Raw genomic sequence first — 22,392 nt, 5'->3', positions numbered from 1 at the left:
GCGGGCGATGTAAGCTCCTTGCACGGTCCAGCCTGATGGGTCTCTCACACCTTGACGAGGCCACCACCAGGTTTGCGGGCCACGCAGCCAGACAATTCCAATTCAGACAGGTGAGCAGCCACGCTTTGGGTGGGGGCGGGGCCATCCTGCAGCAGATCGCGCATCAACTGATCTTCGGGCACAGGCACTGGGGACAGCAGATCGAGGATCCTCTTTCGCAAATTGGGATCCGCGTCCGGGGAGGCCGAGGGCGCCCCATGTGCGGTTTGGGAGGTGTCGGGCAGGGCAGGCTCAGCGGTCGGCTCAGGGTCGAGCCCCTCCAACGCCTCCAGGATGTCGTCCGCGTCACGGACCAGGGTGGCCCCGTCCCGCAGCAAAAGGTTGCAACCTGAAGCGCGGCCATCGAGAGGATGGCCAGGCACGGCCAGCACCTCCCGCCCTTGGTCCAGGGCGTCCCGTGCGGTGATCATGGAGCCCGAGCGCGCCGCCGCCTCCACTACGACGACGGCCATGGATAGGCCGGAAACGATGCGGTTGCGGCGGGGGAAATCCCGCGCCTGTGGCGAAAGACCGAAAGGCCGTTCGGACAGCGCGCAGCCCTGCTCCGCGATCTTGGCTGCGAGTTCGGTATTTTCCGCCGGGTAGACCTGATCCAGGCCGCCCGCATGGACGGCCACCGTACCGCCCTCCAGGGCGGCGGAGTGGGCGACGGCATCGACCCCGCGCGCCAGACCGGACACGACAACGACGCCAGCATCGGCCAAATCGCGGCCCAGGGCGCGGGCCATGCGCAAGGCGAGCGAAGAGGCGTTGCGCGTCCCGACAATGGCGACGCTCCGCCGCCCTAGCATGGCCGTCTGGCCCTGCGCCCAAAGGACGGGCGGCGCGTCGGCCACATCGGCGAGCCGGGCGGGGTAGCCCGGTGCCCCCAGGGTCAGTAGTTTCGCATCGGTGCGTCTGGCCGCGGTGATCTCTCGACGGATATCGGCCTCTGATGCGGGTTGGTACTTGGTATCGCCTGCATTGGCTGCGACGGCGGGCAGGGCGGCCAACGCCGCCACAGCAGTGCCGTGTTCCGCGATCAGCCGACGGAAGGTCGCAGGACCAACACGCCTGGACCGAGACAGCCGCAGCCGGGCGAACAATTCGTCTTGCGTGGGGGGGGCGTCAAACAGCGGCAGTGGCGCCTCTGCCCAGCCGTCGCCTTCGCGCACCAATTCGTCGGGAATCGCATACTCCATATCCCGGAGGATGGCGCGCTGGGCGTTGAGAAAGGGTTAACGCCGATTACGCGGCAGAGCCGCCGACGGTGAGTCCCCCAATCAAAAGCGTAGGTTGGCCCACGCCGACCGGCACCCATTGTCCTTGCTTGCCGCAATTGCCCATGCCGGGGTCCAAGGACATGTCATTGCCAACTGCGCGGATGTTGGTCAGCGCCGTGGCACCATCACCGATGAGTGTGGCACCCTTGACTGGGGCGCCGATCTTACCGTCCTGGACACGGTAGGCTTCGGTGCAACTAAACACGAATTTGCCGTTAGTGATGTCCACTTGGCCGCCGCCAAACCCCACGGCATAGATGCCATCCTTGACGTCCGCGACGATGTCGCCCGGGGACACATCACCGCCCAACATGTAGGTGTTTGTCATGCGCGGCATGGGGATATGGGCATAGCTTTCGCGCCGCCCGTTCCCGGTGGGTGATACGCCCATGAGGCGCGCGTTCTGCCTGTCTTGCATGTATCCGACCAGGATGCCGTCTTCGATCAGCGTGTTTTTGGCCGAGGGGGTGCCTTCGTCATCCACGGTGATCGAGCCGCGCCGATCCGGTAGGGTGCCATCGTCCAAAACCGTGACCCCCGGGGCGGCAACACGCTGTCCCATGAGACCGGCAAAGGCCGATTGACCTTTGCGGTTGAAGTCCCCCTCCAGCCCGTGGCCCACGGCTTCGTGGAGCAGAATGCCTGGCCAGCCGTTTCCGAGGGCCACGTCCATGACGCCCGCAGGAGCCGGGACCGCCGCGAGGTTCACGACGGCCACGCGCAATGCCTCGCGGGCGACACCCTGCCAATGGTCTCGGGTCATGAGGGAAGTCAGCCCGATGCGCCCGCCGCCGCCCGCGCTGCCGGACTCGCGGCGGCCGTTTTCTTCTACGATGACAGAGACATTCAGGCGGACCATTGGCCGGGTGTCTGCCACGGATTGGCCATCCTCGCGCAGGATCTCAACCTCCTGGAGGGAGGCGGCCATGGACGCGGTGACCTGCACCACGCGGCTGTCCAAATCGCGGACAAAGGCGTCGATTTCCTTCAGCGTATCGAGCTTGACCGAAAACGCATGGCCCGCGATTGGATCGCTGTCGGTGTAGAGTTTGCGGTTCGTGCCAGCCGGGGCGTCGGCCATGGTGCCGCCGCCGTCGCCCACGGCCAGGCGTGCGGTTTCGGCGGCCCGGCGCAGGGCCTGCTCACTGATTTCGGTGGAATGGGCGTAGCCGGCGGTTTCCCCGCGAACGGCGCGCAATCCGAACCCTTCGGAGGCATCGTAGCTGGCCGTTTTCACGCGCCCGTCGTCGAACACGATCATTTCAGACCGGCGCCGTTCCAAGAACAACTCCCCGTCGTCGGCCCCTGCGAGTGTGTCGCGCAAGACGCTCAAGGCCCCATCGCGGTCCAGGGCGGTTTCGAACGGTCGGAAAGGGGCGTCTGTCATGGGACCTCCTGCTAGCGCTACCTGACTAGATAGGGCGCGCAGCGCGATTTGCCGAGGGGGGATGTTGGCGCGTTTTCTGGAGGAGGCTGCGGGGGCGTTTGGCCAAATTGCTTGCCTTTAGACCAAAGTCGAAAGGTCTGTGGCAAAAGGGGAAATTGACCTTTGACCTCCGTATGCTGCGGCATACAAATCCGCTGGTTGAGGTGCGACACGTGGCCCTGAAGCCGCCTCGCCCCCTTGCACAGAACCCTCAGAATATGGTGATAGGCGCCAAAGTTCGGACCCGCGGGGGATTCTGTCCATGATCTGGATCAAGTTCACCGCAACGATCGCAAGCCAGGAATGACCGCAATGACCATGCCAAAACCCTCCGCGCTTCTGCTCGCCGGTGTGACGGCGCTGGGGGCCATGCCCGCCGCCGCCCAAGACGTGACGCAAGCCTTGCGGGATCTGCCCGTGATCGGCACGCCCCAGGCCGGTGGCTTGGGGTTCCAGCCGGCAGCGACGTCGCTCGCGGCTGACCTGCAGTGGTTGGACGGGTTTCTGCTGGTCATCATCACGGTTATCGCGCTGTTCGTGACCGGTCTGCTGGCCTGGGTGATCCTGCGCTACAACAACAAAGCCAACAAAGAGCCTGCTCAGTTCACGCATAACTCTCCGTTGGAGGTGACGTGGACGGTTGTTCCGATCCTGATCCTGGTGGGTATTGGCGCGTTCTCGCTGCCGGTTCTGTTCGATCAGCAGCGTATCCCCGAGGGCGACGTCGTGGTCAAAGTCTCCGGCTTCCAGTGGGCCTGGGAATATGAGTACCCCGACGAGGACATCACCTTCAGCAGCTACATGATCGGTGCGCCCGGCTCTGCGACGGCTGAATTGCTGACGGATGAGGAGCAAGAGACCCTCGCCTTTGTCGACAACGCCATGTCGCCCAGCACCGCCCTGCAGTTGGAGCGTGCTGGCTACTCCGAGGACCTGTTCCGCCTGGCCACCGACACGTCGATCGTTGTCCCGGTTGGCAAGACGATCGTGATGCAGGTGACCGCGCTCGACGTGATCCATTCCTGGACGATCCCCGCCTTCGGCGTGAAGCAGGACGGCATCCCGGGTCGCCTGGCACAGTTGTGGTTCGAAGCCGATCAGGAAGGTGTCTACTTCGGCCAGTGCTCCGAGCTGTGCGGCATTGCCCACGCCTACATGCCGATCACGGTTAAAGTCGTCTCTGAGGAGGTCTATGCGGCCTGGCTCGAAGAGATGAAAACCGGCGACATGGTGACCTGGTAAGTCGCTTTGACTGACGCCAGCCTCCATATCGCGCGCCCTGAGGGTGCGACGGACGAAGCCAGCCTTCGCGACTATTGGCAGCTGCTGAAGCCACGGCTGATGTCGCTGTCGATCTTCACGGCGCTGGTCGGCCTGTTGGTCGCGCCGGGGCCGCAGCACCCTATCCTCGCCGCTACGTCGATCCTCTGGATTGCCATCGGTGCGGGGGCATCGGGCGCTCTGAACATGTGGTTCGACGCCGATATTGATCGCGTGATGAAGCGCACCCGGAAGCGCCCGATCCCGTCGGGCCGCGTCGCCCCCGGCGATGCCTTAGCACTGGGTTTGTTCCTGGCGGGACTGTCGGTGGTCATGCTCGGGCTGACCGCGAATTGGGTGGCGGCGTTCTGGCTGGCCTTCACGATCTTCTTTTATGCCGTCATCTATTCCATGTGGCTCAAGCGGACGACGTCGTGGAATACGGTCGTTGGTGGCTTGGCGGGCGCCTTCCCTCCGATGATTGGCTGGGCCGCTGCGACGGGGTCCACGCCTCTGGAGGCTTGGTTGCTCGTCGCGATCATCTTCATGTGGACGCCGCCCCATTTCTGGGCCTTGGCGCTGTTCGTGAAGCTGGACTACCATGATGCGCGCATCCCGATGCTGACGGTTACGCACGGCCGGGCAGAGACTCGCAAACAAGCGCTGATCTATGCAGTCGGACTCGCTATCGTGTCGATCTATGCCGCGACAACGGCCCTGGGTGGGCCGCTGACGCTGGCTGTGGTGATGGTGCTGAACGGCGTGTTCGTGAAAGGCGCCTATGACATGTGGCGCCGGACGGATGCGGACTCGGACAATCACGCCGTCGAAAAGGGGCTGTTCAAGTGGTCCTTGCTGTATCTCTTTGCGCATTTCTCGGTCTTTGTGATCGAGGCTGCGCTGCCGTTTGGGGGCTGGTGATGCATCGCGATCACGAAGTTCACTTGCGGCGGAAGGGACGCAACTTTGGTGTCCTGGGTGTGTTGTTGGCATTCATCGTCATCGTGTTCGGCGTGACGGTCGCCAAAATTCAGACAGGTGGGTTCTCGGAAGGCTTTGATCATGTTGCACGCCCGGCCCTCGTGCCGAGCGGCGCGGAGGAGGCGAACGAATGAAGACCTGGTGGCGCAATCTGACGGACAATGGGCGCGTGATCGCAATGACCGGCGCGACGGTCATCGGTATGGGGTCGCTCGGCTGGGCCTCGGTGCCCCTCTATGACCTTTTCTGCCGCGTGACGGGATATGGCGGCACCACTTCCCAGGCGGAGGCCGGGTCAGATGTGGTCCTGGATCAAACCGTCCTCGTCCGCTTCGATGCCTCCCGGGAGCGGGGGATGCCGTGGGAGTTTTCGCCCGTCCAAAACCAGATGCGCGTGCGGATCGGTGAGACGAACCTGGCGTTTTACGAAGCCCACAATCCGACGGATAAGCCCGTGGCGGGTACAGCCAGCTTTAATGTTGCGCCTTTCGCAGCCGGGGCGCATTTCGTGAAAATCGACTGTTTCTGCTTTGAAGAGCAGATCCTTCAACCGGGCGAGACCGTGTCAATGCCCGTCACGTTCTTCGTCGACCCGGAGATCGTGGAAGACCCCGAAGCCAAGGGCATCCCCGAGATTACTCTGTCCTACACGTTCCACGTGATGGACTTGCCCGAAGACTATGCCGCGCTGGACACCGGCGCCCTGACGACGACCAACTGAGAGGGACCACCCCATGGCCCATGCCAAGAACCACGACTATCATATACTTCCGCCCTCGATCTGGCCGTTTGTCGGGTCCGTTTGCGGGTTCTTCATGCTTATTGGGGCGGTCCTGTGGATGAAGGGGTCGGGCCCCTGGATGTTCGCCGCGGGCTTCGTGGGCGTTCTGGGCGTCATGTTCGCCTGGTGGGCCGACGTGGTGAAGGAATCCAACGCGGGTGATCACACGCCCGTCGTGCGCATCGGCCTGCGCTACGGTTTCATCTTTTTCATCATCTCCGAGGTGATGTTCTTTGCGGCGTGGTTCTGGTCGTTCTTCAAGCACGCCATCTACCCAATGGGCCCCGACAGCCCGACCATCGATGGTGTCTGGCCGCCCGTGGGGATCGAGACCTTTGACCCCTGGCACTTGCCCTTGATCAACACGCTGATCCTGCTGTGCTCCGGTGCCGCCGCGACCTGGGCTCACCATGCGCTGGTCCATGAAAACAACCGCCAAGACATGAAGTGGGGTCTGATCCTTGCCATTGGTCTCGGCGTGATCTTCACCGGGTTCCAGGCGTACGAATACAGCCACGCAGCCTTTGGCTTCTCCGGCAACATCTACGGCGCGAACTTCTTCATGGCGACTGGCTTCCACGGTCTTCACGTTCTGATCGGCACCGTCTTCTTGGCCGTTTGCCTGATCCGACTGCAGGCCGGACACTTCACGCCGGAGAAGCACATCGGGTTCGAAGCCGCCGCTTGGTACTGGCACTTCGTCGACGTTGTGTGGCTGTTCCTCTTCGCGGCTGTCTACGTCTGGGGCGGCTAACCCTCGGGTTCCGAGTCACTCGCAAGCATTGGGGCGGCACGATCCTTCGTGCCGTCTTTCCTTTTGGAGGTATGACATGCGCCTGATCCTACCCGCCGCTTTTGGTTTGTTGGGGTTTGCCGTTCTTGTCGCCTTGGGCCTCTGGCAGATGGATCGTCTCGCCTGGAAAGAGACGCTGCTCAACAACATCGAGGCCCGGGCAGGGGCCACGCCGGTGGCCGTGCCGGAGATGCCCGATCCGGAGGCTGATGCCTTCCGCGCCGTCCGCCTGGAGGGAACCGTGCTCGGACCGGCCTTTACCGTCTTTGGCACCTGGCGTGTGGCGGGGGCCGGTGTTCGATTGGTCGTGCCCGTAGAGACGGATGGTCGGGTGCTGTTGGTCGACCTGGGCGTGACCGCGTGGCAACCCGGCACGCCGGTCAGGGCCGCAGGCGCGCGCGCCCCGGATGTGGGGACGGCCCTTACGGTCGAAGGTCATCTTCTCTGGCCAACGGAGGAGGCCTGCGGGGCAGAGCCTGATCCGGAAACCGGAGACTGGTGTGGCCGCGATGTGGAGGCCTTCGCGCGTCTAGCCGAGACCGACCCGGTCTTAGTGGTGGCCGCACAGACCGATCCGCCCTTGCCACAGATCACGGCCGTGCCCGTGTCGACCGAGGGGATCCCCAACAACCATTTGGGCTATGCCATTCAATGGTTCGGCCTGGCGTTGGTGTGGCTGGGGATGACACTCTTCTTTCTGTGGCGTATCAGACGCCGCACGGCCTGAGACGGCCCACCTCTGAGAGGCAAAACATGCGCTATATCTCCACCCGCGGCACGGCGCCAACGCTCGGGTTCGAAGACACGATGCTGGCGGGTTTGGCCCGCGACGGCGGCCTCTATGTGCCAGAGGCCGTGCCGACACTGTCCCATAGTGACATCGCCGCGATGGCTGGATTGCCGTACGAAGAGGTCGCGCTGCGCGTGATGCGGCCTTTCGTGTCCGAAGCCTTTCACGAAGACGATTTCGCCGCGATGATCGCCCGCGCCTATGCGGGCTTTGGCCATGACGCGCGGGCACCTCTGGTGCAACTTGGGCCAAACCATCACCTGCTGGAGCTGTTCCACGGGCCGACATTGGCCTTCAAAGACTTCGCCATGCAGCTGATCGGGCAGATGTTCGAACACACCCTGACCAAGCGCGGTGACCGGGTGACCATCGTCGGTGCCACGTCCGGTGACACGGGTAGCGCGGCCATGGAGGCGTTTCGCGGGCTGGACGCCGTGGATGTGTTCATCCTCTACCCCCACGGGCGCGTATCCGAGGTCCAGCGTCGGCAGATGACGACCCCGACCGAGGCTAACGTCCACGCCATGGCGGTCACCGGCCATTTCGACGATTGTCAGGCCCGCGTGAAGGACATGTTCAACCACTTTGATTTCCGAGATCGCGTCGGCTTGGCGGGCGTGAACTCGATCAACTTCGCACGGGTGCTGGCGCAGGTTGTGTATTACTTCACCGCGGCAACGGCCCTGGGCGCGCCGCACCGCCCCATCAGCTTCACCGTGCCGACCGGCAACTTTGGCGACATCTTCGCGGGCCATATCGCCAAGCGTATGGGCTTGCCGATTGAGCGCCTGATCGTGGCGACGAACCAGAACGACATTCTGCATCGCTGCTTGACCACGGGGGCCTATCAACCTGATGCGGTCTCCCCCTCGATTTCTCCGTCCATGGATATTCAGGTCAGCAGCAACTTTGAGCGGGCGCTGCACCTGGCCTATGGCGGCGATGGTGCGGCTATTGCGCAGTTGATGGACGAACTGAAGGCCGGTGGTTTCACGGTCAGCCAGGGCGCCTTGCAGGCCTTGCGGGAGATCTATGCCTCGGGCCGCGTGTCGGAGGAGGAGACCTCCGCCACTATCCAGGACACGCTGGCGCGGACGGGTGAGTTGCTCTGCCCCCATACGGCGGTGGGTGTTCGCGTGGCCGAGGCGCAGGTTGGCCCCGAGCCTATGGTGACCCTGGCGACGGCCCACCCGGCCAAGTTCCCCGATGCGGTCGAAGCGGCCACGGGCATCCGCCCCGCGCTGCCGCCCCGCATGGCCGATCTGTTTGAACGCAACGAACGGGTCGCCCGCGTCGACAACGACCTGAGCGCGATCGAAGCACTGATTGACGAGAGGCGCGCTGCATGAGCGTTCAGATCACGCGCCTTGCCAATGGGTTTCGCATCGTCACCGAACACATGCCTGGCCTGCAGTCGGCAAGTGTGGGCATTTGGGTTGGTGCAGGCGGGCGTCACGAGGCGCCGGAGCAGAATGGCATTGCTCACTTCCTAGAGCATATGGCCTTCAAGGGGACCGAGCGGCGAAGCGCGCTGCAAATCGCCGAACAGATCGAGGACGTGGGCGGCTATATCAACGCCTATACCTCCCGCGAGGTGACGGCCTATTACGCGCGCGTCTTGCGCGATGACGTGCCGTTGGCCGTGGATCTGATCTCTGACATCGTGCTCAACCCGGTGTTTGACGCCCGGGAAATCGAGGTCGAGCGTGGCGTGATCTTGCAAGAGATCGGCCAGGCCATGGATACGCCCGACGACATCATCTTTGATTGGTTGCAGGAAGCCGCTTACCCGGAGCAGCCGATGGGTCGCACGATCCTAGGCCCATCAGAACGCGTTCAGGCCTTTGATCGCAACGACCTGACGCGGTTCGTACAGCAGAACTATGGCCCGGGGCAGATGATCTTATCGGCGGCGGGTGCCGTGGATCATGACCATATCGTGCGCTTGGCCGAGGCGATCTTTGCCGATCTGCCCGCCGTCAGCCAATCGTCGCCCGAACGGGGCGTCTATCGCGGGGGCGAAGCGCGCCACGTCAAAGACTTGGAGCAGGCCCATGTGGCCCTGGGCTTCGCTCAGCCTGGCTATCGCGACGATGATATCTACACGGCGCAGATTTATGCTGGTGTGATGGGCGGGGGCATGTCCTCGCGCTTGTTCCAAGAGGCGCGCGAGAAACGCGGCCTATGTTACACGATCTTTGCGAGTGTCGGCGCCTATGCCGATACAGGTCTTTTGACCGTTTACGCGGGCACCGCCGAGGCCGATGTGGCCGATCTCTCCTGCCTGACGATCGACGAGTTGAAGCGCTCTGCCGAGGATATGACCGAGGCGGAAGTGGCCCGCGCCCGGGCGCAAATGAAGTCGGGCATGCTCATGGGCCTTGAGTCGCCGTCATCACGGGCCGAACGTTTGGCACGCGTGGTGGCCATCTGGGACCGTGTGCCGCCGTTGGAAGAGGTCGTGGCGCGGATTGACGCCGTCGATGCCTCCGCCGTGCGCGCCCATGCGGAACACCTGACCGAGGCCGCGCCGGCACTTGCCCTCTACGGCCCCGTTTCCAGCGCCCCCGACGCGGACACCCTGCGTGCCAGGCTGGCTGCGTGATGCTGGCTGGCTTTCGTAGGCCGAAGATCCACACGGACCGGATGGAACTGAGGCTGCCCCAGCACGGAGATTATCGCGCTTGGGTCAGCCTGCGCGACGCCTCAGCCGAGTTTCTCCAACCCTGGGAGCCGGAGTGGGCTGCCGATCACCTGGGCCGCAAGTCGTTCACAAATCGCGTATATTGGGCGCAGCGCAGCCAAACCCAGGGCTCGGCCTTGGCGTTGTTTCTGATCCGAAAGGCCGACGGGGCGCTGTTGGGGGCCATCACGTTGGACAACATCCGCCGGGGTCCCGCGCAATCTGCTACCTTGGGCTATTGGATCGGCCTTCCCCATGCCCGTCAGGGCTACATGCGGGAGGCGATTGTCGCGCTGTCCCACCATGCGTTCAACCGGATGGACCTGAGCCGTCTTGAGGCCGCATGCCTGGAGGAAAACACGGCCTCGCGCGGGTTGTTGGAACGATCCGGTTTCAAATACGAAGGCGTGGCCCAGAGTTACCTGCAAATCGCGGGCCGTTGGCGGAACCACGTGCTCTACGCGATGTTGCGGTCTGACCGCCGAGGCCGGGTCGAAGGGTAGGCCCCGCTCGAGCGCCGCCCTGGGCCGCGACCCGGTCACGCTGACGTCCGGCGGATTCATGGCTCCGTTCCGGTGCCCCTCATGCCGATTTGCGCGCGCCCAGCACAGGGCGGAACACGCCGCGATGGCCCATAGGCCCGGGCCGCAAACATCGGGTCACCGCATCCCGGAACGCACTTTCTACGTCACATCCAAGACAAGCCACCCGCGCGCCCTACGTGCCTTACCAACGGAGGGAGTGCCATGAAGACAATTGTCGCCCTGATCGTCCTAACCCTGCTGCCCACGGTTGCCTGGGCGCAAGACCGTCGGCCCAGCCATTGCATCGCGGTCGCCGAGGCGCCTGGGATCGGCTACCTCCACCGTGCGAGTTATGGCGCGCCCCTGCCTGACGCGTTCACGGTCCGGCTCAGTTTCATCGACCATGCCATGTTCATGTTGGAAACCGCAGGTGGTCTGCGCGCGGTGACGGATTACGCGGGCTTCATTGGCGCCACCTCTGTGCCGGATGTGGTCACCATGAACCGCGCCCACATCACCCATTGGGATCCCACGCCCGACCCCGCTATCCCCCATGTCCTGCCCGGCTGGTCCGAGCGCGTGGGAGAGCCCGCAAATCACTACCTGGATCTGGGCGAGATGCTGGTGCGCTCCGTTTCGACCGATATCCGCACCTCCGTTGGCAACGGCGTGGAGCGGAACGGCAACTCCATTTTCGTGTTTGAGGTCGGCGGCCTGTGCATCGGTCATCTCGGGCACCTCCACCATGAACCGACCGAGGCGCAATATGCGGCCTTGGGCCGGTTGGATGTTGTCATGGCCCCTGTGGACGGCGGTTTGACCTTGGACTTAGACACGATGACCAAGGTGTTGACCCGGCTCCGCTCCTCGGTGGTCTTGCCGATGCATTGGTGGGGCGAGGGAACCTTGCAGCGGTTCTTGGCGGGCATGTCCGGGACCTTCGCTGTCGACCGGCGGCAGTCGTCGCACATCGAGGTCTCCTTGCGCACACTGCCGGATCGGCCCACTATTGTGGTGCTGCGACCCTCTTTCTTGACGGATCCCCAATGACATACCAGCCTGCGACCGGCGCCTTTGCCGATAGCCTGCGAGCCGACCTGCCGCAGGCGGTCTTTCGCCCCCTAGACCCGCGTTATACCGAAGAGCCGCGCGGTCGCTGGGCAGGCTCCGGCGGGCTTCTCCTGGCCCCCAGTACCACCGCCGAAGTCGCGCGGATCGTCCAGGCCGCAGGCGCCGCTGGGGTGCCGATCGTGCCCTATGGCGGGGGGACGGGTCTGGTCGGTGGGCAGGTGTCCGGTGACCTCTCAGACCCGATTATCCTGTCCCTTGAGCGGATGTCACAGATCCGTTCGGTCGATCCGGTCGAGAACGCCATGGTGGCCGAAGCGGGCGTTATCCTCCAGTGGGTGCAGGAGGCCGCCGAACAAGCCAACCGCTTGTTCCCCCTGTCGATTGCCGCCCAGGGCTCCGCGCGCATCGGCGGTGTGTTGTCGACCAATGCGGGCGGCGTCAACGTTTTGCGCTACGGAAACGCGCGTGATCTCTGCCTGGGGTTAGAGGCGGTCTTGCCGGATGGATCCATTCTCAACGGGCTCAGCCCCCTGCGCAAAAACAACACCGGATATGACCTGCGGCACTTGCTGATCGGGGCGGAAGGCACGTTGGGCATCATCACGGCGGCAACCCTGAAGCTGGTGCCGCGTCCCGCGCGAACGGGGGCGGCGATGATGGTCGTGCGCGACCCCGCGGCGGCGTTGGACCTGCTGAACCTGGCGCGGGACAGGATCGGAGAGGGCGTCTCGGCCTTTGAATTGATCGGTGGCATGGGGCTTGGTTTTCTGGCGGAAACCATGCCCGAGGTGCGCCTTCCCCTCGGACAGCCAGATTGGTCCGTTCTGATCGACCTTGGTCTTGGCGCGTCGGGCGACCCGCAGCAAGCGCTGGAGGGCCTGTTCGAAGCAGCTGCCGAACGTGATTTGGTACACGACGGCGCAATCGCACAATCGGAACAGCAACGTGCCGATTTCTGGCGCGTGCGGGAGTCCATTCCAGCGGCCAACCGCAAGATCGGCGCCGTCAGCAGCCACGATATCTCCGTCCCCATTGCGGCAATCCCGCGCTTTATCGCGGAAGGTCCGGCCGCGATTGCCGCCATTGGAAGCTTTCGGATCAATTGCTTTGGTCACGTGGGGGATGGGAATCTGCACTACAACGTCTTCCCGATCCCAGGTCGCAGTCGCGCCGACCACGAGGGGGATCGCGATGCCATCAAGCGTGCGGTCCATGATCTCGTGCATGCCCATGGTGGGTCCGTCAGTGCCGAGCACGGCGTTGGCCGTCTCAAGGTCGCCGATCTGGAGCGCTATGTCGACCCGACGAAGCTTACGGCCATGCGGGCCATTAAGGCGGCCTTAGACCCAAAGGGTGTGATGAACCCAGGCGCGGTTTTGCGCCACCACGGTTAGCTTAAGCGAAAGGGCGGCTTTGAAGACAGACCGTGCGGCTTTGAGCGATTGCTGCAAGGCCTCCAATATCTCATTCCGCATCGTGCCAACGTTCGGGGCACCACGCCCCTTACGCTAACAGATGATTAAGGTTAACGCGCCGCACCTTCATCTTTCGATGTTCCAAAAATATGCAAGATCGGACCGGCACTAACCGCAGGGGCGAGAAGGTAAGATCGCACCCGAACATACAAGATCGGCTGAGAAACGAACCCAACCGCCCAGACAAGCACCACAAGAGAGGGTGCGCCCTGCCGGGGGAAAGGCAGGGCGCTGGGGGAATGGGTGGCGGTCTGCAACGCCACATCTCACCGTAGCGACTCAAAGGTTACCAAAGCGTTTACGCACCACGGCCGTCCCGGCCTGCAGGCAAAAAAGTTCAGTGCCAGACTCGCCCAGCGGCAAGGACTCAGGCCCCGTCAAAGGCGCAAAGCGTATGGATCGGTACTCCCAGCTCCGACAGGGCCGCTTGGCCCCCAAGCTCTGGCAGGTCGACCACAAAGGCGCAGCCGATCACCTCGCATCCCAGCCGTTCCAACAGCGCGATACCGGCTTTGGCCGTCCCGCCCGTCGCCAAGAGATCATCGACCAGCAACACCCGCGCCCCTGGCGCCAGGGCATCTTGATGGATCTCGACGGTCGCTTGGCCGTATTCCAACACATAGTCCTGCGCGAAGGTCGGCCCGGGCAGCTTTCCCTTTTTGCGGATCGGCACGAAACCGGTCCCTAATTGGTGGGCAACCGCCCCGCCCAGGATAAAGCCCCGCGCCTCAAGCCCCGCGACGGCGTCGATGTGCAGGCCGGCGAAAGGCGCCAGCAATTGGTCAATGCACAACCGCATCCCCCGCGCGTCCGCGAACAGGGTCGTGACATCGCGGAACATGATTCCGGCATGGGGAAAATCGGGTATCGTGCGGATGTAGTCGCGCACGGTCTTGTGCTCCATCTTAGCTGTCCTCTTCGATTTGGGGCCCGTAATGGCGGCGAACGACCATGGCGTCTTGTCCCCGCAATCGCACCACGGAATTGCTTGTCTCAGAAAAGACCGACCGGTGATACGCAGGTCCGCTGATGTCCGTCATCAGTCCAAGCGCCTGGGTGATCTCCTCCAAGAGGATCGAGGCGATCTCACGCCGCCGCGCCTGGGCACTGACGGCAATGAGGGCTTCCTTGATTTCGCTGTCGCGGGCGCGCAGGGCGACGCGGCCGAGGGGCAGGACGTTCCCGTCCAGGGCAGGGACACCGGTGTCAGCCATGACTTGCCCCGGTGCGGTGGCGACCACATGGATGGCGATATCGGCGGCATCCGTTGCGACCCGTTGCAGGCGAACGCCCGCCTCCAGCGCGTTGATCTGATCCAGCGCCGCATCCAGGCCCGCCTCATAGAGCGCCCGGCGGTAGGGCACCAAGACGTCGGTCACGGACACCAGGGCGACGGTGACGCTGTCACGTTTATGGGCAGGCCAATAGAGCAGTGGTTTCCGACAATCGCCCCCAGGGGACGCCGCGCAGGCGATGGCGCGATAGAAGTCATCATCCGACAGCGGTCCCTCCGCCTCGATGAATTCTTGGGCCATGGCTGGGGCCGTTAGCAGAACCAGCGCTGCCGCAAGTTTCACAGCACACGGCCCGCGATGGTGCGCAAACGGTCCACCACCACGGGATCGCGCGCGTCTGTGGCCGTCATGATGGCGTAGTCCAGCGCGGTGGCGCAGCCGGTGGTGCACTCATGTGTCACCAGACCGGGCAGGGCGGCTACCAAGGCCGCTGCCTTGGCCACATTGCCATGGAGAGTCTCGATGATGTCAGTGATTTGCACGTTCCCATGGTCCGGGTGCCAACTGTCGTAGTCGGTCACCATGGCGACAGTGGCGTAGTGTAGCTCGGCCTCCCGGGCCAGCTTGGCCTCCGGCATATTGGTCATGCCGATCACATCGCAGCCCCACTGCCGATAGACATGGGATTCCGCCTTGGACGAGAACTGCGGTCCCTCCATGGCCAGATAGGTCCCGCCTTCATGGACCTTTGCCCCGGCTTGGCGCGCGGCCTCCGCGCAGGCCTTGGCGAGGACAGCGCAAACCGGGTCGGCGACGGAGACATGGGCCACAAGCCCGCTGTCGAAGAACGTTTTGTCCCGGGCAAAGGTCCGGTCGATGAATTGGTCCACCACCACGAAGTCGCCCGGAGCCATCTCTTCCCGGAATGAGCCGACCGCGGAGACGGAGACCAGGTGGGTGACGCCAAGCATCTTCATGGCGGCCACATTCGCGCGGTACGGAACCGTAGAGGGCGTGTGTTTATGGCCCCGGCCGTGGCGCGGCAGAAAGGCCACGCGCGTTCCCGATAGGGTGCCCACCAGCACGTCATCGGACGGCGCGCCCCAGGGTGTGTCGACCGAGGTCCAGGTCGCCTCTTCCAACCCGTCCACTTGATACAGGCCGGAGCCTCCGATGATGCCGATCACTGGATCCATGGGTGCCCCCCTCCGTAACTCCCGCGGACATTAGCATGGGGTCCATCGGGTGCTAGCAGCTTTCGCCGACAATTGCCTGACATGGGGTATGCGTTGCACCGGTGCCAAGGGCGGTGAACCCTTGTCGTCGGGGACAGGGATGGGGGCGTTCAAATGATGCGCGCGGTGTCTTCGCGCGAAGCTTGCGGTTTGGCGATGGGTGGCACCGTGTCGCCATCAATGGCGAAGACTGAGGTGCCCGACCCATGGCCTGAGGGATAAGCGTCCGAGACTTTGTCCGCCGGACAGCCAGACAGGGCTGATCTACGACAATGCCCTCGGTCGCTGCCTCCCTCCGAAGGCGCAACGCGGCCGTCTGCCCCTGTCCATGGGCGTGCGACAATGCTAGGGGCCACCCAACCCTCCTGTCCGATCCGAGAGTCGCTGCCGTGAACAGTTCCCCATTGGCGAGCTTCGCCACCCTATTTGACAAGCCCGATTTGCGCGTGGCCCCGACCGATCCGTTGACGCCCAGCCGCTTTCGGGTGGAGATCCTCGCCGGTCTGACCGTCGCTTTGGCCCTGGTGCCCGAAGCCGTTGCCTTTGCCTTCGTCGCGGGCGTGAACCCCTTGGTGGGCCTTTATGCGGCCTTCCTGGTGGGGCTCATCACCGCGCTGATCGGCGGTCGGCCTGGGATGATTTCGGGCGCGACGGGCGCTCTGGCCGTGGTGATGGTGGCGCTGGTGGCGCAGCACGGCGTCGAATACCTGTTTGCAACTGTAGTCCTCATGGGCCTCTTGCAGATTTTCGCGGGCATTATGCGCTGGGGCAAGTTCATCCGCCTCGTGCCGCACCCGGTGATGCTGGGCTTTGTGAACGGCCTCGCCATCGTGATCTTCCTGGCGCAGCTGACCCAATTCCGCACGCCCGACGGGGCATGGTTGCCGCTGGGCGATATCGCCCTGATGCTCGGGCTGGTGGCCGTGACCATGTCGGTCATCTGGGGGCTGCCCAAACTGACGAATGTGGTGCCCGCGCCCCTGGCGGGTATCGCGGTGACCGCGTTTATTGTGATCGCCTTCGGCCTGCCGACCCCCACTGTGGGCGACATGGCCTCCATCGCGGGCGGTCTGCCGACCTTCCATATTCCGATGGTCCCGCTCACCTATGAGACACTGACGATCATCCTGCCCTATGCCCTCATCCTGGCTGCCATCGGCCTGATCGAGAGCCTTCTGACCCTGAACCTCGTGGGCGAGATCACGGGTCAGCGCGGCGGCGCCAGCCAGGAATGCATCGCCCAGGGCGCGGCCAACACGGTGACCGGCTTCTTTGGCGGCATGGGCGGCTGCGCCATGATCGGGCAATCCATGATCAACGTGAAATCGGGCGGGCGCACACGGATCTCCGGCATCTCGGCGGCGCTCTTCCTGCTGGCCTTTATCGTGGTCGCCGCCCCCTTGATCGAACGGATCCCCCTGGCTGCGCTGGTTGGCGTGATGTTCATGGTCGTGATCGGGACCTTTGCCTGGAACTCGCTTAAGATCCTGTTCAAGGTCCCGCGGATCGACGCCGTGGTCATCATTCTGGTGACGGTCGTGACCGTGATGACCGACCTCGCCATTGCCGTGGTCGTAGGTGTCATTGTCTCGGCCCTGGCCTACGCTTGGCAGAACGCCACGCGGATCAGCGCCAAGACCTATGAAACGCCCGAGGGTGCGCGTGTGTACCAGGTCAACGGCCCGCTGTTCTTTGGCTCTGCCTCTGGGTTTATCGAGCTGTTTGATCCCAAGTCCGACCCCGCAGTGGTGATCGTGGATTTCGCCGAGAGCCGGGTTGCCGACCAATCGGCGCTCCAGGCGATTGAAGCCCTGGCCGCGAAGTACGAGGCGGCGGGCAAGACGATCCAACTGCGTCACCTGAGCCGGGATTGCCACAGCCTGCTGACCAAAGCGGGGCACCTGATGGTCGATAGCGACGATGATCCCGATTACGCGATCGCTGCCAACTACGGGGTGCGGACCGGTATTCTGGAAGGCGGTCACTGACCCCACGCGGCGGCGGGCTAGCCCGGCACTACGGCGCGCTGAGCTTGCGTGATAGTCCGGCGCGGTATAGCGATGGGGTGACGGGTGGCAGTGAGGACCCGTCCCCCCACATCGTTGTTCTACCGGAGAGGAGGTGCGCGCCGTGCTGCGTCGTCCCCGTCCTTCCGCCGACCGCCTGACCACCGCGCTTGTGTTCTGGTTGGCCGCGCGGGAGCAATCCTTCAAATGGCTCGCGCTGCTTTTGGGCATCGCGTCGACCGTGGCCATCGTTCAGAACTGGCATCCCTGGCCCATGGTGTTCGGCCTGCCGTTCTGTGTGATTTGGATCTTTTACGCGTGGCTGCATTCGGAGCGGCAGTTGAAGTACGTGAACGTCCTGTTCACGGCGCTTTACGTCTATGGGTTGCTGCGGTGGCTGCTGGTTGATGCAGCCGGGTAAAGAGCGGTTTGGGCTGATGGCATCCCGGTCTGTTTCGCTGCCAGCGCGGTGCCGCTGTCAGGGTCTTGCATCGGCTGATTTGCCCGTTGCCGAAGTCTTATGGACGCAGGCTTCACGCGTGCCTTGATCGCGCACGAAGATGCCCGGCTGGATGCGCATCTGCCCTGCAAGCGTTCGATTTCCACAGGCTGTCTTCATTTGCCCGGCAAAGGTCCCTAGCCAACGACGCGCGCTCCTGCCGTATCGGGATCGCCCCATTCAGGATACGCGCGCCGCTGAGCGTCTGCCCAGATCATGCAGCAGTTGCCCTAACTGTCGTCAGGGCGGGTCAACTGAAACACCTCTCGCACAACCGAGTAGTCGCGGTAGCCGCCCCGCGCCAAACTCTGGAACGTCGTCACGTCAAACCGCCCATCCACAATACAATCGTCCCGTATGTGAACCCCGGTGACCTCACCAAAGACCGCCACATTGGCCTGCCCTGGCAGGGCGACCAGCTGAGTCAGCTTGCACTCAAGGGTGGCTGGCGCATCGGCCACCCGGGGACAGTCGATGGTGTCGCAGGCCGCTTTCGCCACGCCCGCAACCGCGAATTCGTCGGTGCCCGCGGGATGGGCCGCTGAGGTCGCGTTCATTCTGTCCCGGGCGGCGTATTCGACCAGACTGATCGAAAAGACGCCGGTTTCGCGGATCTGGGCAACGCTGTCCTTTGTGCCGTCGCGATCCTCTTTGGCGGAGGTCGAGGCGAACATCACCTGGGGCGGAACGTAGGCCACGGCATTGAAGAAGCTATAGGGGGCCAGGTTGTCCCCAAGCGCGCCCCGCGTTCCCACCCAGGCAATGGGCCGGGGCGAGACGATGGCGTTGAAGGGGTTATGGGGCAGGCCGTGGCCGTCCTCGGGGCGGTAGAACATGGGGGACCTCGTGTTTCCTGCCCCATCCCTAGGCAATGCCGCGCGACACGAAAACCCCGCCCGACGGATCGCAGATGCGCAAGCAAGCGCGACCACCTACGCGCGCGCCTTGGCGGCTGGGGTGCCATGGCCCGCTCCCCGCATAGAAACCCGGGCTGGTGCCCCCGGCCCGCGTCGGCCAAAACCAGTGCCATGGAGTTGATGCGCGAAACCCCCGAGGATGGCTGGCTGGTCGAAGCTCTGTTCGACACCTGCTTTGCGCCCGGACGCACAGCGCTGTCGTCCTATCGGCTACGCGATGATGTGCCGCCCGCGCGGGACCTTTGTCTTTTGGCGCGGGGCGATATGGGCGAAGTCGCGGGTGCCATCCGGTTTTGGCCCGTGCGTGTGGGCGGACGTTGGGACGCTATGCTGCTTGGCCCCGTTGCCGTCCACCCCACCCACCAGGGGGAGGGGCTGGGCGCCTTCCTGATCCAATCTGGCTTGGACCGGGCCGCCGTGGCGGGGGTGGAACGTGTCCTGTTGGTGGGCGATGCCCCCTATTACGCACGATTTGGCTTTGACCGTTTGACCGATGTGGCAATGCCCCCGCCAACAAACCCGGACCGCATCCTGGGCACGTGGGATTGGACGGGGGTGACGGGCGCAGTGACCCGGGCCTTGCCAGAGCCATCGCCCGTCCCCACATCAATTTCATGAGAGATCACCGCACAGAACAAGTCTTTCCCCCCCTGGATCGGGAGGCTGAACTGGACCGCCTGGCCGAGCAAATGCGCACGGCCTCCGGGACTGGGATGCAGCTTTTGAACCTGGTGGGGACCCGCGCTGAGAGCCTGCTGGACATGTTGCCGGACCCTGTGCGCGCAGGCCTCGACAAGGCGACGGCGGCCGCGTTGGAGCAATCCTTCAACGCCGCAGCCTATTCCAGGGGCCGGGTCAAAGACACCTCCGATTGGCTGACGCGCGCGGTCACCATCGGAACAGGGGCGGCGGGTGGCGTTGGCGGATTCCCGTCCGCCCTGGCGGAATTGCCGGTGACAACGACCGTGATCCTGCGCGCCATCCAGGGCATCGCCGACGAACATGGGTTCGACCCAGCCAAGCCCGAGGTCCGCGCCGCCTGTCTGCGGGTGTTTGCCGCTGCCGGGCCGCTGGACGATGACGACGGGACGGATATCACCTTCATCACCATGCGCCTGACCCTGACGGGCGGAACGATCCAAGGGTTGATCGCCAAGATCGCGCCCCGCTTGGCGATCCCGCTTGGGCAGAAACTGGCAGCCCAGGCCGTGCCCATTGTCGGCGCGGCCGCAGGCGCGGCGACGAATTACATCTACACGAGCTATTACCAAGACATGGCACGGGTGCAGTTCGGCCTGATGCGCCTTGCCGAGCAGGAGGGCGAGGCGTTGGAGACGCTCAGCCACGACCTGCAAAGGCGTCTGCTGTAGGGATCAGCGGGCAGGGGTATCCTGGCTGAACAGATTGACCCAGCCATCCGCTTCGGCCCGCCAGAGAGAGGAGACCCACATCTCTTCAGCCGCATCACCGCCCATCCGGGTGAACCTCGCCCGATAAGTCAACAGGGCCAGGGCAGGGGCCAGGGGCATCGCCTGCGCCCGGTCGATTGCAAACTCTGCGATCGTCGGCCCGTTGGCCAACTGGCCTGTGTGGGCAGCGCGATCCGCCGGGCCATCGGTGTAGACCCCCAGAAAGCTTGGATGCAGCGCTGCTTCGTCAGCGGCGGCATCCCCCGTTTGCAGGGCGCGCCAGACATCGGTTTCCGCCGCGACCAACGCCGCCAATAGACCATCGCCCATGTTGGTCGCAAAGGCGTCGAGCAACCCCTCCAAGGCATCCAGGTCCGGGCCGTCGAATTGGCCAAAGGCCTGCATCCAGACCGAGGCATCACGCAGGGCGTCCGGCTCCAACTTGCACCAGACGACACGGCCCCGCTTTTCGCGGGTGATGAGGCCCGCCTTGTCTAGGGCGCCCAAGTGCTTCGAGATTGCGGCCAGCGAGATGTCGAAGGCGCTGGCCACATCCGTCACCGCCATGTCGTCTTCGAGCAGGAGGGCCAGGATCCGCCGCCGGGTTGGGTCCGCCAAGGCAGCGAAAACGATATCGAGCGTGTCAGCCATGGCGCGTCCGATGCCTCGCCTGGGCGGACGGGGTCAAGAACGTTCAACCGATGCGTTGAATCTCAGGACAGGGGCGCATCTGCGAAAATGATAGCGGAAACAGGCCGCAAGATATTGATATATAGTGCAGAATACAAATGCTGCACCTGCGTTGACACCTTCGCCCCCACTTCGTAGACCCTGCTCGACTTTCGGGGGGCTCCATGGCCGACGATCCTGACCGCGACCCAATCCGTGCCCTAGAGGCACGCATCGCCGCGGCCAAAGGACCGGAGCCAGAGGATAAATCTCCCGATGATCGGTATTCGCAGGCCTCCCTGGCTTGGCGCATGGTGATCGAGATGGTGGCGGGGGTCGGGATCGGCTTTCTCATCGGATACGGGGCCGACGCCGTTCTGGGGACAGCGCCTTGGCTGATGCTGGTCTTTACCCTGCTTGGCTTTGCTGCCGGGGTGAAAACGATGATCGCCTCCGCGAAGGAGGCACAGGGCAAGGTCGATGCTGCGGCCGCGCTGAACGAACCGGGCGCTGGCGCGCCGAGAGAGAGGAACAAAGATGGCTGAACCCTCCGAAACCGGCGGCCTCTCCTTCCACCCGATGGACCAGTTCATCGTCAAGCCGCTGTTCGGCGACGCCGGTGGCGCCGTTGGCATGTTGACGATCACGAACGCCACCTTCTGGATGGCCCTGGCGGCGGTCTGTGTGGTCCTGCTGTTCGTCATGGGCACGCGTAGCCGCGCCATGATCCCGTCGCGCAGCCAGTCGATTGCCGAACTGGCCTATGGCTTCGTCTACAAGATGGTCGAGGACGTGACCGGTAAGGATGGGGTCAAGTACTTCCCGTACATCTTCACGCTGTTCCTGTTCATCTTGTTCTCGAACATGCTGGCGCTGATCCCCATGTCGTTCTCGCCCACCAGCCACATCGCCGTCACGGCGGTCATGGGCTTCGGTGTGTTCTTCGCGGTCACCATCATCGGCTTCGTCAAGAACGGTGCGAGCTTCCTGTCGCTCTTCTGGGTATCATCCGCCCCCCTGATCCTGCGCCCCATCCTGGCCGTGATCGAAGTCATCTCGTACTTCGTCCGTCCCGTCAGCCACTCCGTGCGTTTGGCCGGTGCGATCACCGCGGGCCACGCCGTTATGAAGGTGTTCGCGGGCTTTGCCGCCGTGACGCTGGTCGCCCCCTTCACCATCGGCGCCATGGTCGCGATCTACGCGCTGGAGCTGCTGGTGGCGGGCATTCAGGCCTACGTCTTCGCGATCCTCACCTGTGTCTACCTCAAGGACGCGCTGCACCCCCATCACTGACGCAAGCCAGATCCGGCACGCGT

At 63.9% G+C, this 22,392-nt stretch carries 23 protein-coding genes and 2 pseudogenes; 17 read left to right on the top strand and 8 right to left on the bottom strand.

The window, feature by feature from the left end:
• Positions 1 to 44: 44 nt before the first annotated feature.
• Positions 45 to 1,241 (bottom strand): DNA-processing protein DprA, encoded by a 1,197-nt coding sequence (gene dprA / locus K5R33_RS07445; protein ID WP_220748369.1) that lies wholly within the window; start codon positions 1,239 to 1,241, stop codon positions 45 to 47.
• A gap of 46 nt (positions 1,242 to 1,287) precedes the next feature.
• Positions 1,288 to 2,709: a metalloprotease TldD gene (tldD, locus tag K5R33_RS07440; RefSeq protein WP_220748368.1), complete on the bottom strand. Its 1,422-nt coding sequence runs from the start codon at positions 2,707 to 2,709 to the stop codon at positions 1,288 to 1,290.
• A 351-nt stretch (positions 2,710 to 3,060) separates the two neighbouring features.
• On the opposite strand from tldD, the gene coxB reads away from it, so the two are divergent.
• The 11 genes from coxB (at position 3,061) to K5R33_RS07385 (ending at position 13,025) form a co-directional block, all read left to right on the top strand.
• Positions 3,061 to 3,990, top strand: a complete 930-nt coding sequence (gene coxB, locus K5R33_RS07435; protein ID WP_373314146.1) for a cytochrome c oxidase subunit II — start codon at positions 3,061 to 3,063, stop codon at positions 3,988 to 3,990.
• Positions 3,991 to 3,996: 6 nt separating this feature from the next.
• Positions 3,997 to 4,929, top strand: a complete 933-nt coding sequence (gene cyoE / locus K5R33_RS07430) for a heme o synthase (RefSeq protein ID WP_220748367.1) — start codon at positions 3,997 to 3,999, stop codon at positions 4,927 to 4,929.
• Positions 4,929 to 5,123: a cytochrome c oxidase system small membrane protein gene (locus K5R33_RS07425; protein WP_255576208.1), complete on the top strand. Its 195-nt coding sequence runs from the start codon at positions 4,929 to 4,931 to the stop codon at positions 5,121 to 5,123. Before cyoE ends, K5R33_RS07425 begins: the two co-directional genes overlap by 1 nt.
• On the top strand, positions 5,120 to 5,710 hold the full coding sequence (locus K5R33_RS07420; protein WP_220748366.1) for a cytochrome c oxidase assembly protein: 591 nt from the start codon (positions 5,120 to 5,122) through the stop codon (positions 5,708 to 5,710). Before K5R33_RS07425 ends, K5R33_RS07420 begins: the two co-directional genes overlap by 4 nt.
• Before the next feature lie 13 nt (positions 5,711 to 5,723).
• Positions 5,724 to 6,524 (top strand): cytochrome c oxidase subunit 3, encoded by an 801-nt coding sequence (locus K5R33_RS07415; RefSeq protein WP_220748365.1) that lies wholly within the window; start codon positions 5,724 to 5,726, stop codon positions 6,522 to 6,524.
• 76 nt (positions 6,525 to 6,600) lie between these two features.
• Positions 6,601 to 7,290 (top strand): SURF1 family protein, encoded by a 690-nt coding sequence (locus K5R33_RS07410; RefSeq protein ID WP_220748364.1) that lies wholly within the window; start codon positions 6,601 to 6,603, stop codon positions 7,288 to 7,290.
• A gap of 26 nt (positions 7,291 to 7,316) precedes the next feature.
• Positions 7,317 to 8,702 carry a threonine synthase gene (thrC, locus tag K5R33_RS07405; protein ID WP_220748363.1) on the top strand — a complete coding sequence of 462 codons (1,386 nt, stop codon included), beginning with the start codon at positions 7,317 to 7,319 and terminating at the stop codon, positions 8,700 to 8,702.
• Entirely contained in the window at positions 8,699 to 9,958 is a 1,260-nt protein-coding gene (locus K5R33_RS07400; protein ID WP_220748362.1) for a M16 family metallopeptidase, read from the top strand. The genes thrC and K5R33_RS07400 overlap by 4 nt, the downstream gene beginning before the upstream one ends.
• On the top strand, positions 9,958 to 10,539 hold the full coding sequence (locus K5R33_RS07395; protein WP_220748361.1) for a GNAT family N-acetyltransferase: 582 nt from the start codon (positions 9,958 to 9,960) through the stop codon (positions 10,537 to 10,539). Before K5R33_RS07400 ends, K5R33_RS07395 begins: the two co-directional genes overlap by 1 nt.
• Before the next feature lie 243 nt (positions 10,540 to 10,782).
• Positions 10,783 to 11,610, top strand: a complete 828-nt coding sequence (locus K5R33_RS07390; protein ID WP_220748360.1) for an MBL fold metallo-hydrolase — start codon at positions 10,783 to 10,785, stop codon at positions 11,608 to 11,610.
• Positions 11,607 to 13,025 (top strand): FAD-binding oxidoreductase, encoded by a 1,419-nt coding sequence (locus K5R33_RS07385; RefSeq protein WP_220748359.1) that lies wholly within the window; start codon positions 11,607 to 11,609, stop codon positions 13,023 to 13,025. Before K5R33_RS07390 ends, K5R33_RS07385 begins: the two co-directional genes overlap by 4 nt.
• Before the next feature lie 448 nt (positions 13,026 to 13,473).
• Here K5R33_RS07385 and K5R33_RS07380 read toward each other — a convergent pair whose 3' ends face one another.
• From K5R33_RS07380 to K5R33_RS07370, 3 genes are read right to left on the bottom strand one after another with little or no spacing between them, the layout of a single operon-like run.
• Complete coding sequence (locus tag K5R33_RS07380; RefSeq protein ID WP_220748358.1) at positions 13,474 to 14,010, bottom strand: adenine phosphoribosyltransferase; 537 nt, start codon at positions 14,008 to 14,010, stop codon at positions 13,474 to 13,476.
• A 1-nt stretch (position 14,011) separates the two neighbouring features.
• Complete coding sequence (locus K5R33_RS07375; RefSeq protein WP_220748357.1) at positions 14,012 to 14,683, bottom strand: DUF2927 domain-containing protein; 672 nt, start codon at positions 14,681 to 14,683, stop codon at positions 14,012 to 14,014.
• A complete protein-coding gene (locus K5R33_RS07370) occupies positions 14,680 to 15,537 on the bottom strand; it encodes an S-methyl-5'-thioadenosine phosphorylase (RefSeq protein ID WP_220748356.1) in 858 nt (285 codons plus the stop codon). Before K5R33_RS07370 ends, K5R33_RS07375 begins: the two co-directional genes overlap by 4 nt.
• Positions 15,538 to 15,965: 428 nt before the next feature.
• Between K5R33_RS07370 and K5R33_RS07365 the strand changes: the two genes are divergently transcribed.
• Both K5R33_RS07365 and K5R33_RS07360 read left to right on the top strand, forming a co-directional pair.
• A complete protein-coding gene (locus K5R33_RS07365; RefSeq protein WP_255576202.1) occupies positions 15,966 to 17,564 on the top strand; it encodes a SulP family inorganic anion transporter in 1,599 nt (532 codons plus the stop codon).
• A gap of 142 nt (positions 17,565 to 17,706) precedes the next feature.
• The gene (locus K5R33_RS07360) at positions 17,707 to 18,003 is read left to right on the top strand and encodes a peptidase (RefSeq protein ID WP_255576201.1); all 297 of its coding nucleotides are present in this window, start codon (positions 17,707 to 17,709) and stop codon (positions 18,001 to 18,003) included.
• A 308-nt stretch (positions 18,004 to 18,311) separates the two neighbouring features.
• Here the strand turns inward: K5R33_RS07360 and K5R33_RS07355 are convergent, their stop codons facing one another.
• Positions 18,312 to 18,917 carry a flavin reductase family protein gene (locus K5R33_RS07355; protein WP_220748354.1) on the bottom strand — a complete coding sequence of 202 codons (606 nt, stop codon included), beginning with the start codon at positions 18,915 to 18,917 and terminating at the stop codon, positions 18,312 to 18,314.
• 192 nt (positions 18,918 to 19,109) lie between these two features.
• Between K5R33_RS07355 and K5R33_RS07350 the strand changes: the two genes are divergently transcribed.
• Both K5R33_RS07350 and K5R33_RS07345 read left to right on the top strand, forming a co-directional pair.
• On the top strand, positions 19,110 to 19,616 hold the full coding sequence (locus tag K5R33_RS07350; RefSeq protein ID WP_220748353.1) for a GNAT family N-acetyltransferase: 507 nt from the start codon (positions 19,110 to 19,112) through the stop codon (positions 19,614 to 19,616).
• Positions 19,613 to 20,368, top strand: a complete 756-nt coding sequence (locus K5R33_RS07345; RefSeq protein WP_220748352.1) for an EcsC family protein — start codon at positions 19,613 to 19,615, stop codon at positions 20,366 to 20,368. The genes K5R33_RS07350 and K5R33_RS07345 overlap by 4 nt, the downstream gene beginning before the upstream one ends.
• 3 nt (positions 20,369 to 20,371) lie before the next feature.
• Here K5R33_RS07345 and K5R33_RS07340 read toward each other — a convergent pair.
• Positions 20,372 to 20,698: pseudogene (locus K5R33_RS07340) on the bottom strand (DUF4440 domain-containing protein); the annotation flags it as partial.
• 54 nt (positions 20,699 to 20,752) lie between these two features.
• Positions 20,753 to 21,058, bottom strand: a pseudogene (locus K5R33_RS07335) (ArsR/SmtB family transcription factor); the annotation flags it as partial.
• Between the two features lie 203 nt (positions 21,059 to 21,261).
• On the opposite strand from K5R33_RS07335, the gene K5R33_RS07330 reads away from it, so the two are divergent.
• Complete coding sequence (locus K5R33_RS07330; protein WP_220748351.1) at positions 21,262 to 21,621, top strand: AtpZ/AtpI family protein; 360 nt, start codon at positions 21,262 to 21,264, stop codon at positions 21,619 to 21,621.
• Positions 21,614 to 22,369, top strand: coding sequence for a F0F1 ATP synthase subunit A (locus K5R33_RS07325; protein WP_220748350.1), 756 nt, complete (start codon positions 21,614 to 21,616; stop codon positions 22,367 to 22,369). Before K5R33_RS07330 ends, K5R33_RS07325 begins: the two co-directional genes overlap by 8 nt.
• The last annotated feature ends 23 nt before the right edge of the window (positions 22,370 to 22,392 follow it).

It is taken from the genome of Jannaschia pagri (assembly GCF_019655435.1).
GTDB classification, from domain to species: domain Bacteria; phylum Pseudomonadota; class Alphaproteobacteria; order Rhodobacterales; family Rhodobacteraceae; genus Jannaschia; species Jannaschia pagri.
The sequence above is the reverse complement of the archived record's forward strand: the minus strand, read 5'-3'. Positions and strand labels throughout refer to the sequence as shown.

Coding starts and splice junctions, on each gene's coding strand:
- K5R33_RS07330 (WP_220748351.1), top strand. CDS start 21,262: ATGGCCGACGATCCTGACCGCGACCCAATCCGTGCCCTAGAGGCACGC.
- K5R33_RS07380 (WP_220748358.1), bottom strand. CDS start 14,010: ATGGAGCACAAGACCGTGCGCGACTACATCCGCACGATACCCGATTTT.
- K5R33_RS07325 (WP_220748350.1), top strand. CDS start 21,614: ATGGCTGAACCCTCCGAAACCGGCGGCCTCTCCTTCCACCCGATGGAC.
- thrC (WP_220748363.1), top strand. CDS start 7,317: ATGCGCTATATCTCCACCCGCGGCACGGCGCCAACGCTCGGGTTCGAA.
- K5R33_RS07370 (WP_220748356.1), bottom strand. CDS start 15,537: ATGGATCCAGTGATCGGCATCATCGGAGGCTCCGGCCTGTATCAAGTG.
- coxB (WP_373314146.1), top strand. CDS start 3,061: ATGACCATGCCAAAACCCTCCGCGCTTCTGCTCGCCGGTGTGACGGCG.
- K5R33_RS07390 (WP_220748360.1), top strand. CDS start 10,783: ATGAAGACAATTGTCGCCCTGATCGTCCTAACCCTGCTGCCCACGGTT.
- K5R33_RS07400 (WP_220748362.1), top strand. CDS start 8,699: ATGAGCGTTCAGATCACGCGCCTTGCCAATGGGTTTCGCATCGTCACC.
- K5R33_RS07355 (WP_220748354.1), bottom strand. CDS start 18,917: ATGTTCTACCGCCCCGAGGACGGCCACGGCCTGCCCCATAACCCCTTC.
- dprA (WP_220748369.1), bottom strand. CDS start 1,241: ATGGAGTATGCGATTCCCGACGAATTGGTGCGCGAAGGCGACGGCTGG.
- K5R33_RS07350 (WP_220748353.1), top strand. CDS start 19,110: ATGGAGTTGATGCGCGAAACCCCCGAGGATGGCTGGCTGGTCGAAGCT.
- K5R33_RS07345 (WP_220748352.1), top strand. CDS start 19,613: ATGAGAGATCACCGCACAGAACAAGTCTTTCCCCCCCTGGATCGGGAG.
- K5R33_RS07395 (WP_220748361.1), top strand. CDS start 9,958: ATGCTGGCTGGCTTTCGTAGGCCGAAGATCCACACGGACCGGATGGAA.
- tldD (WP_220748368.1), bottom strand. CDS start 2,709: ATGACAGACGCCCCTTTCCGACCGTTCGAAACCGCCCTGGACCGCGAT.
- K5R33_RS07415 (WP_220748365.1), top strand. CDS start 5,724: ATGGCCCATGCCAAGAACCACGACTATCATATACTTCCGCCCTCGATC.
- K5R33_RS07420 (WP_220748366.1), top strand. CDS start 5,120: ATGAAGACCTGGTGGCGCAATCTGACGGACAATGGGCGCGTGATCGCA.
- K5R33_RS07410 (WP_220748364.1), top strand. CDS start 6,601: ATGCGCCTGATCCTACCCGCCGCTTTTGGTTTGTTGGGGTTTGCCGTT.
- K5R33_RS07385 (WP_220748359.1), top strand. CDS start 11,607: ATGACATACCAGCCTGCGACCGGCGCCTTTGCCGATAGCCTGCGAGCC.
- K5R33_RS07425 (WP_255576208.1), top strand. CDS start 4,929: ATGCATCGCGATCACGAAGTTCACTTGCGGCGGAAGGGACGCAACTTT.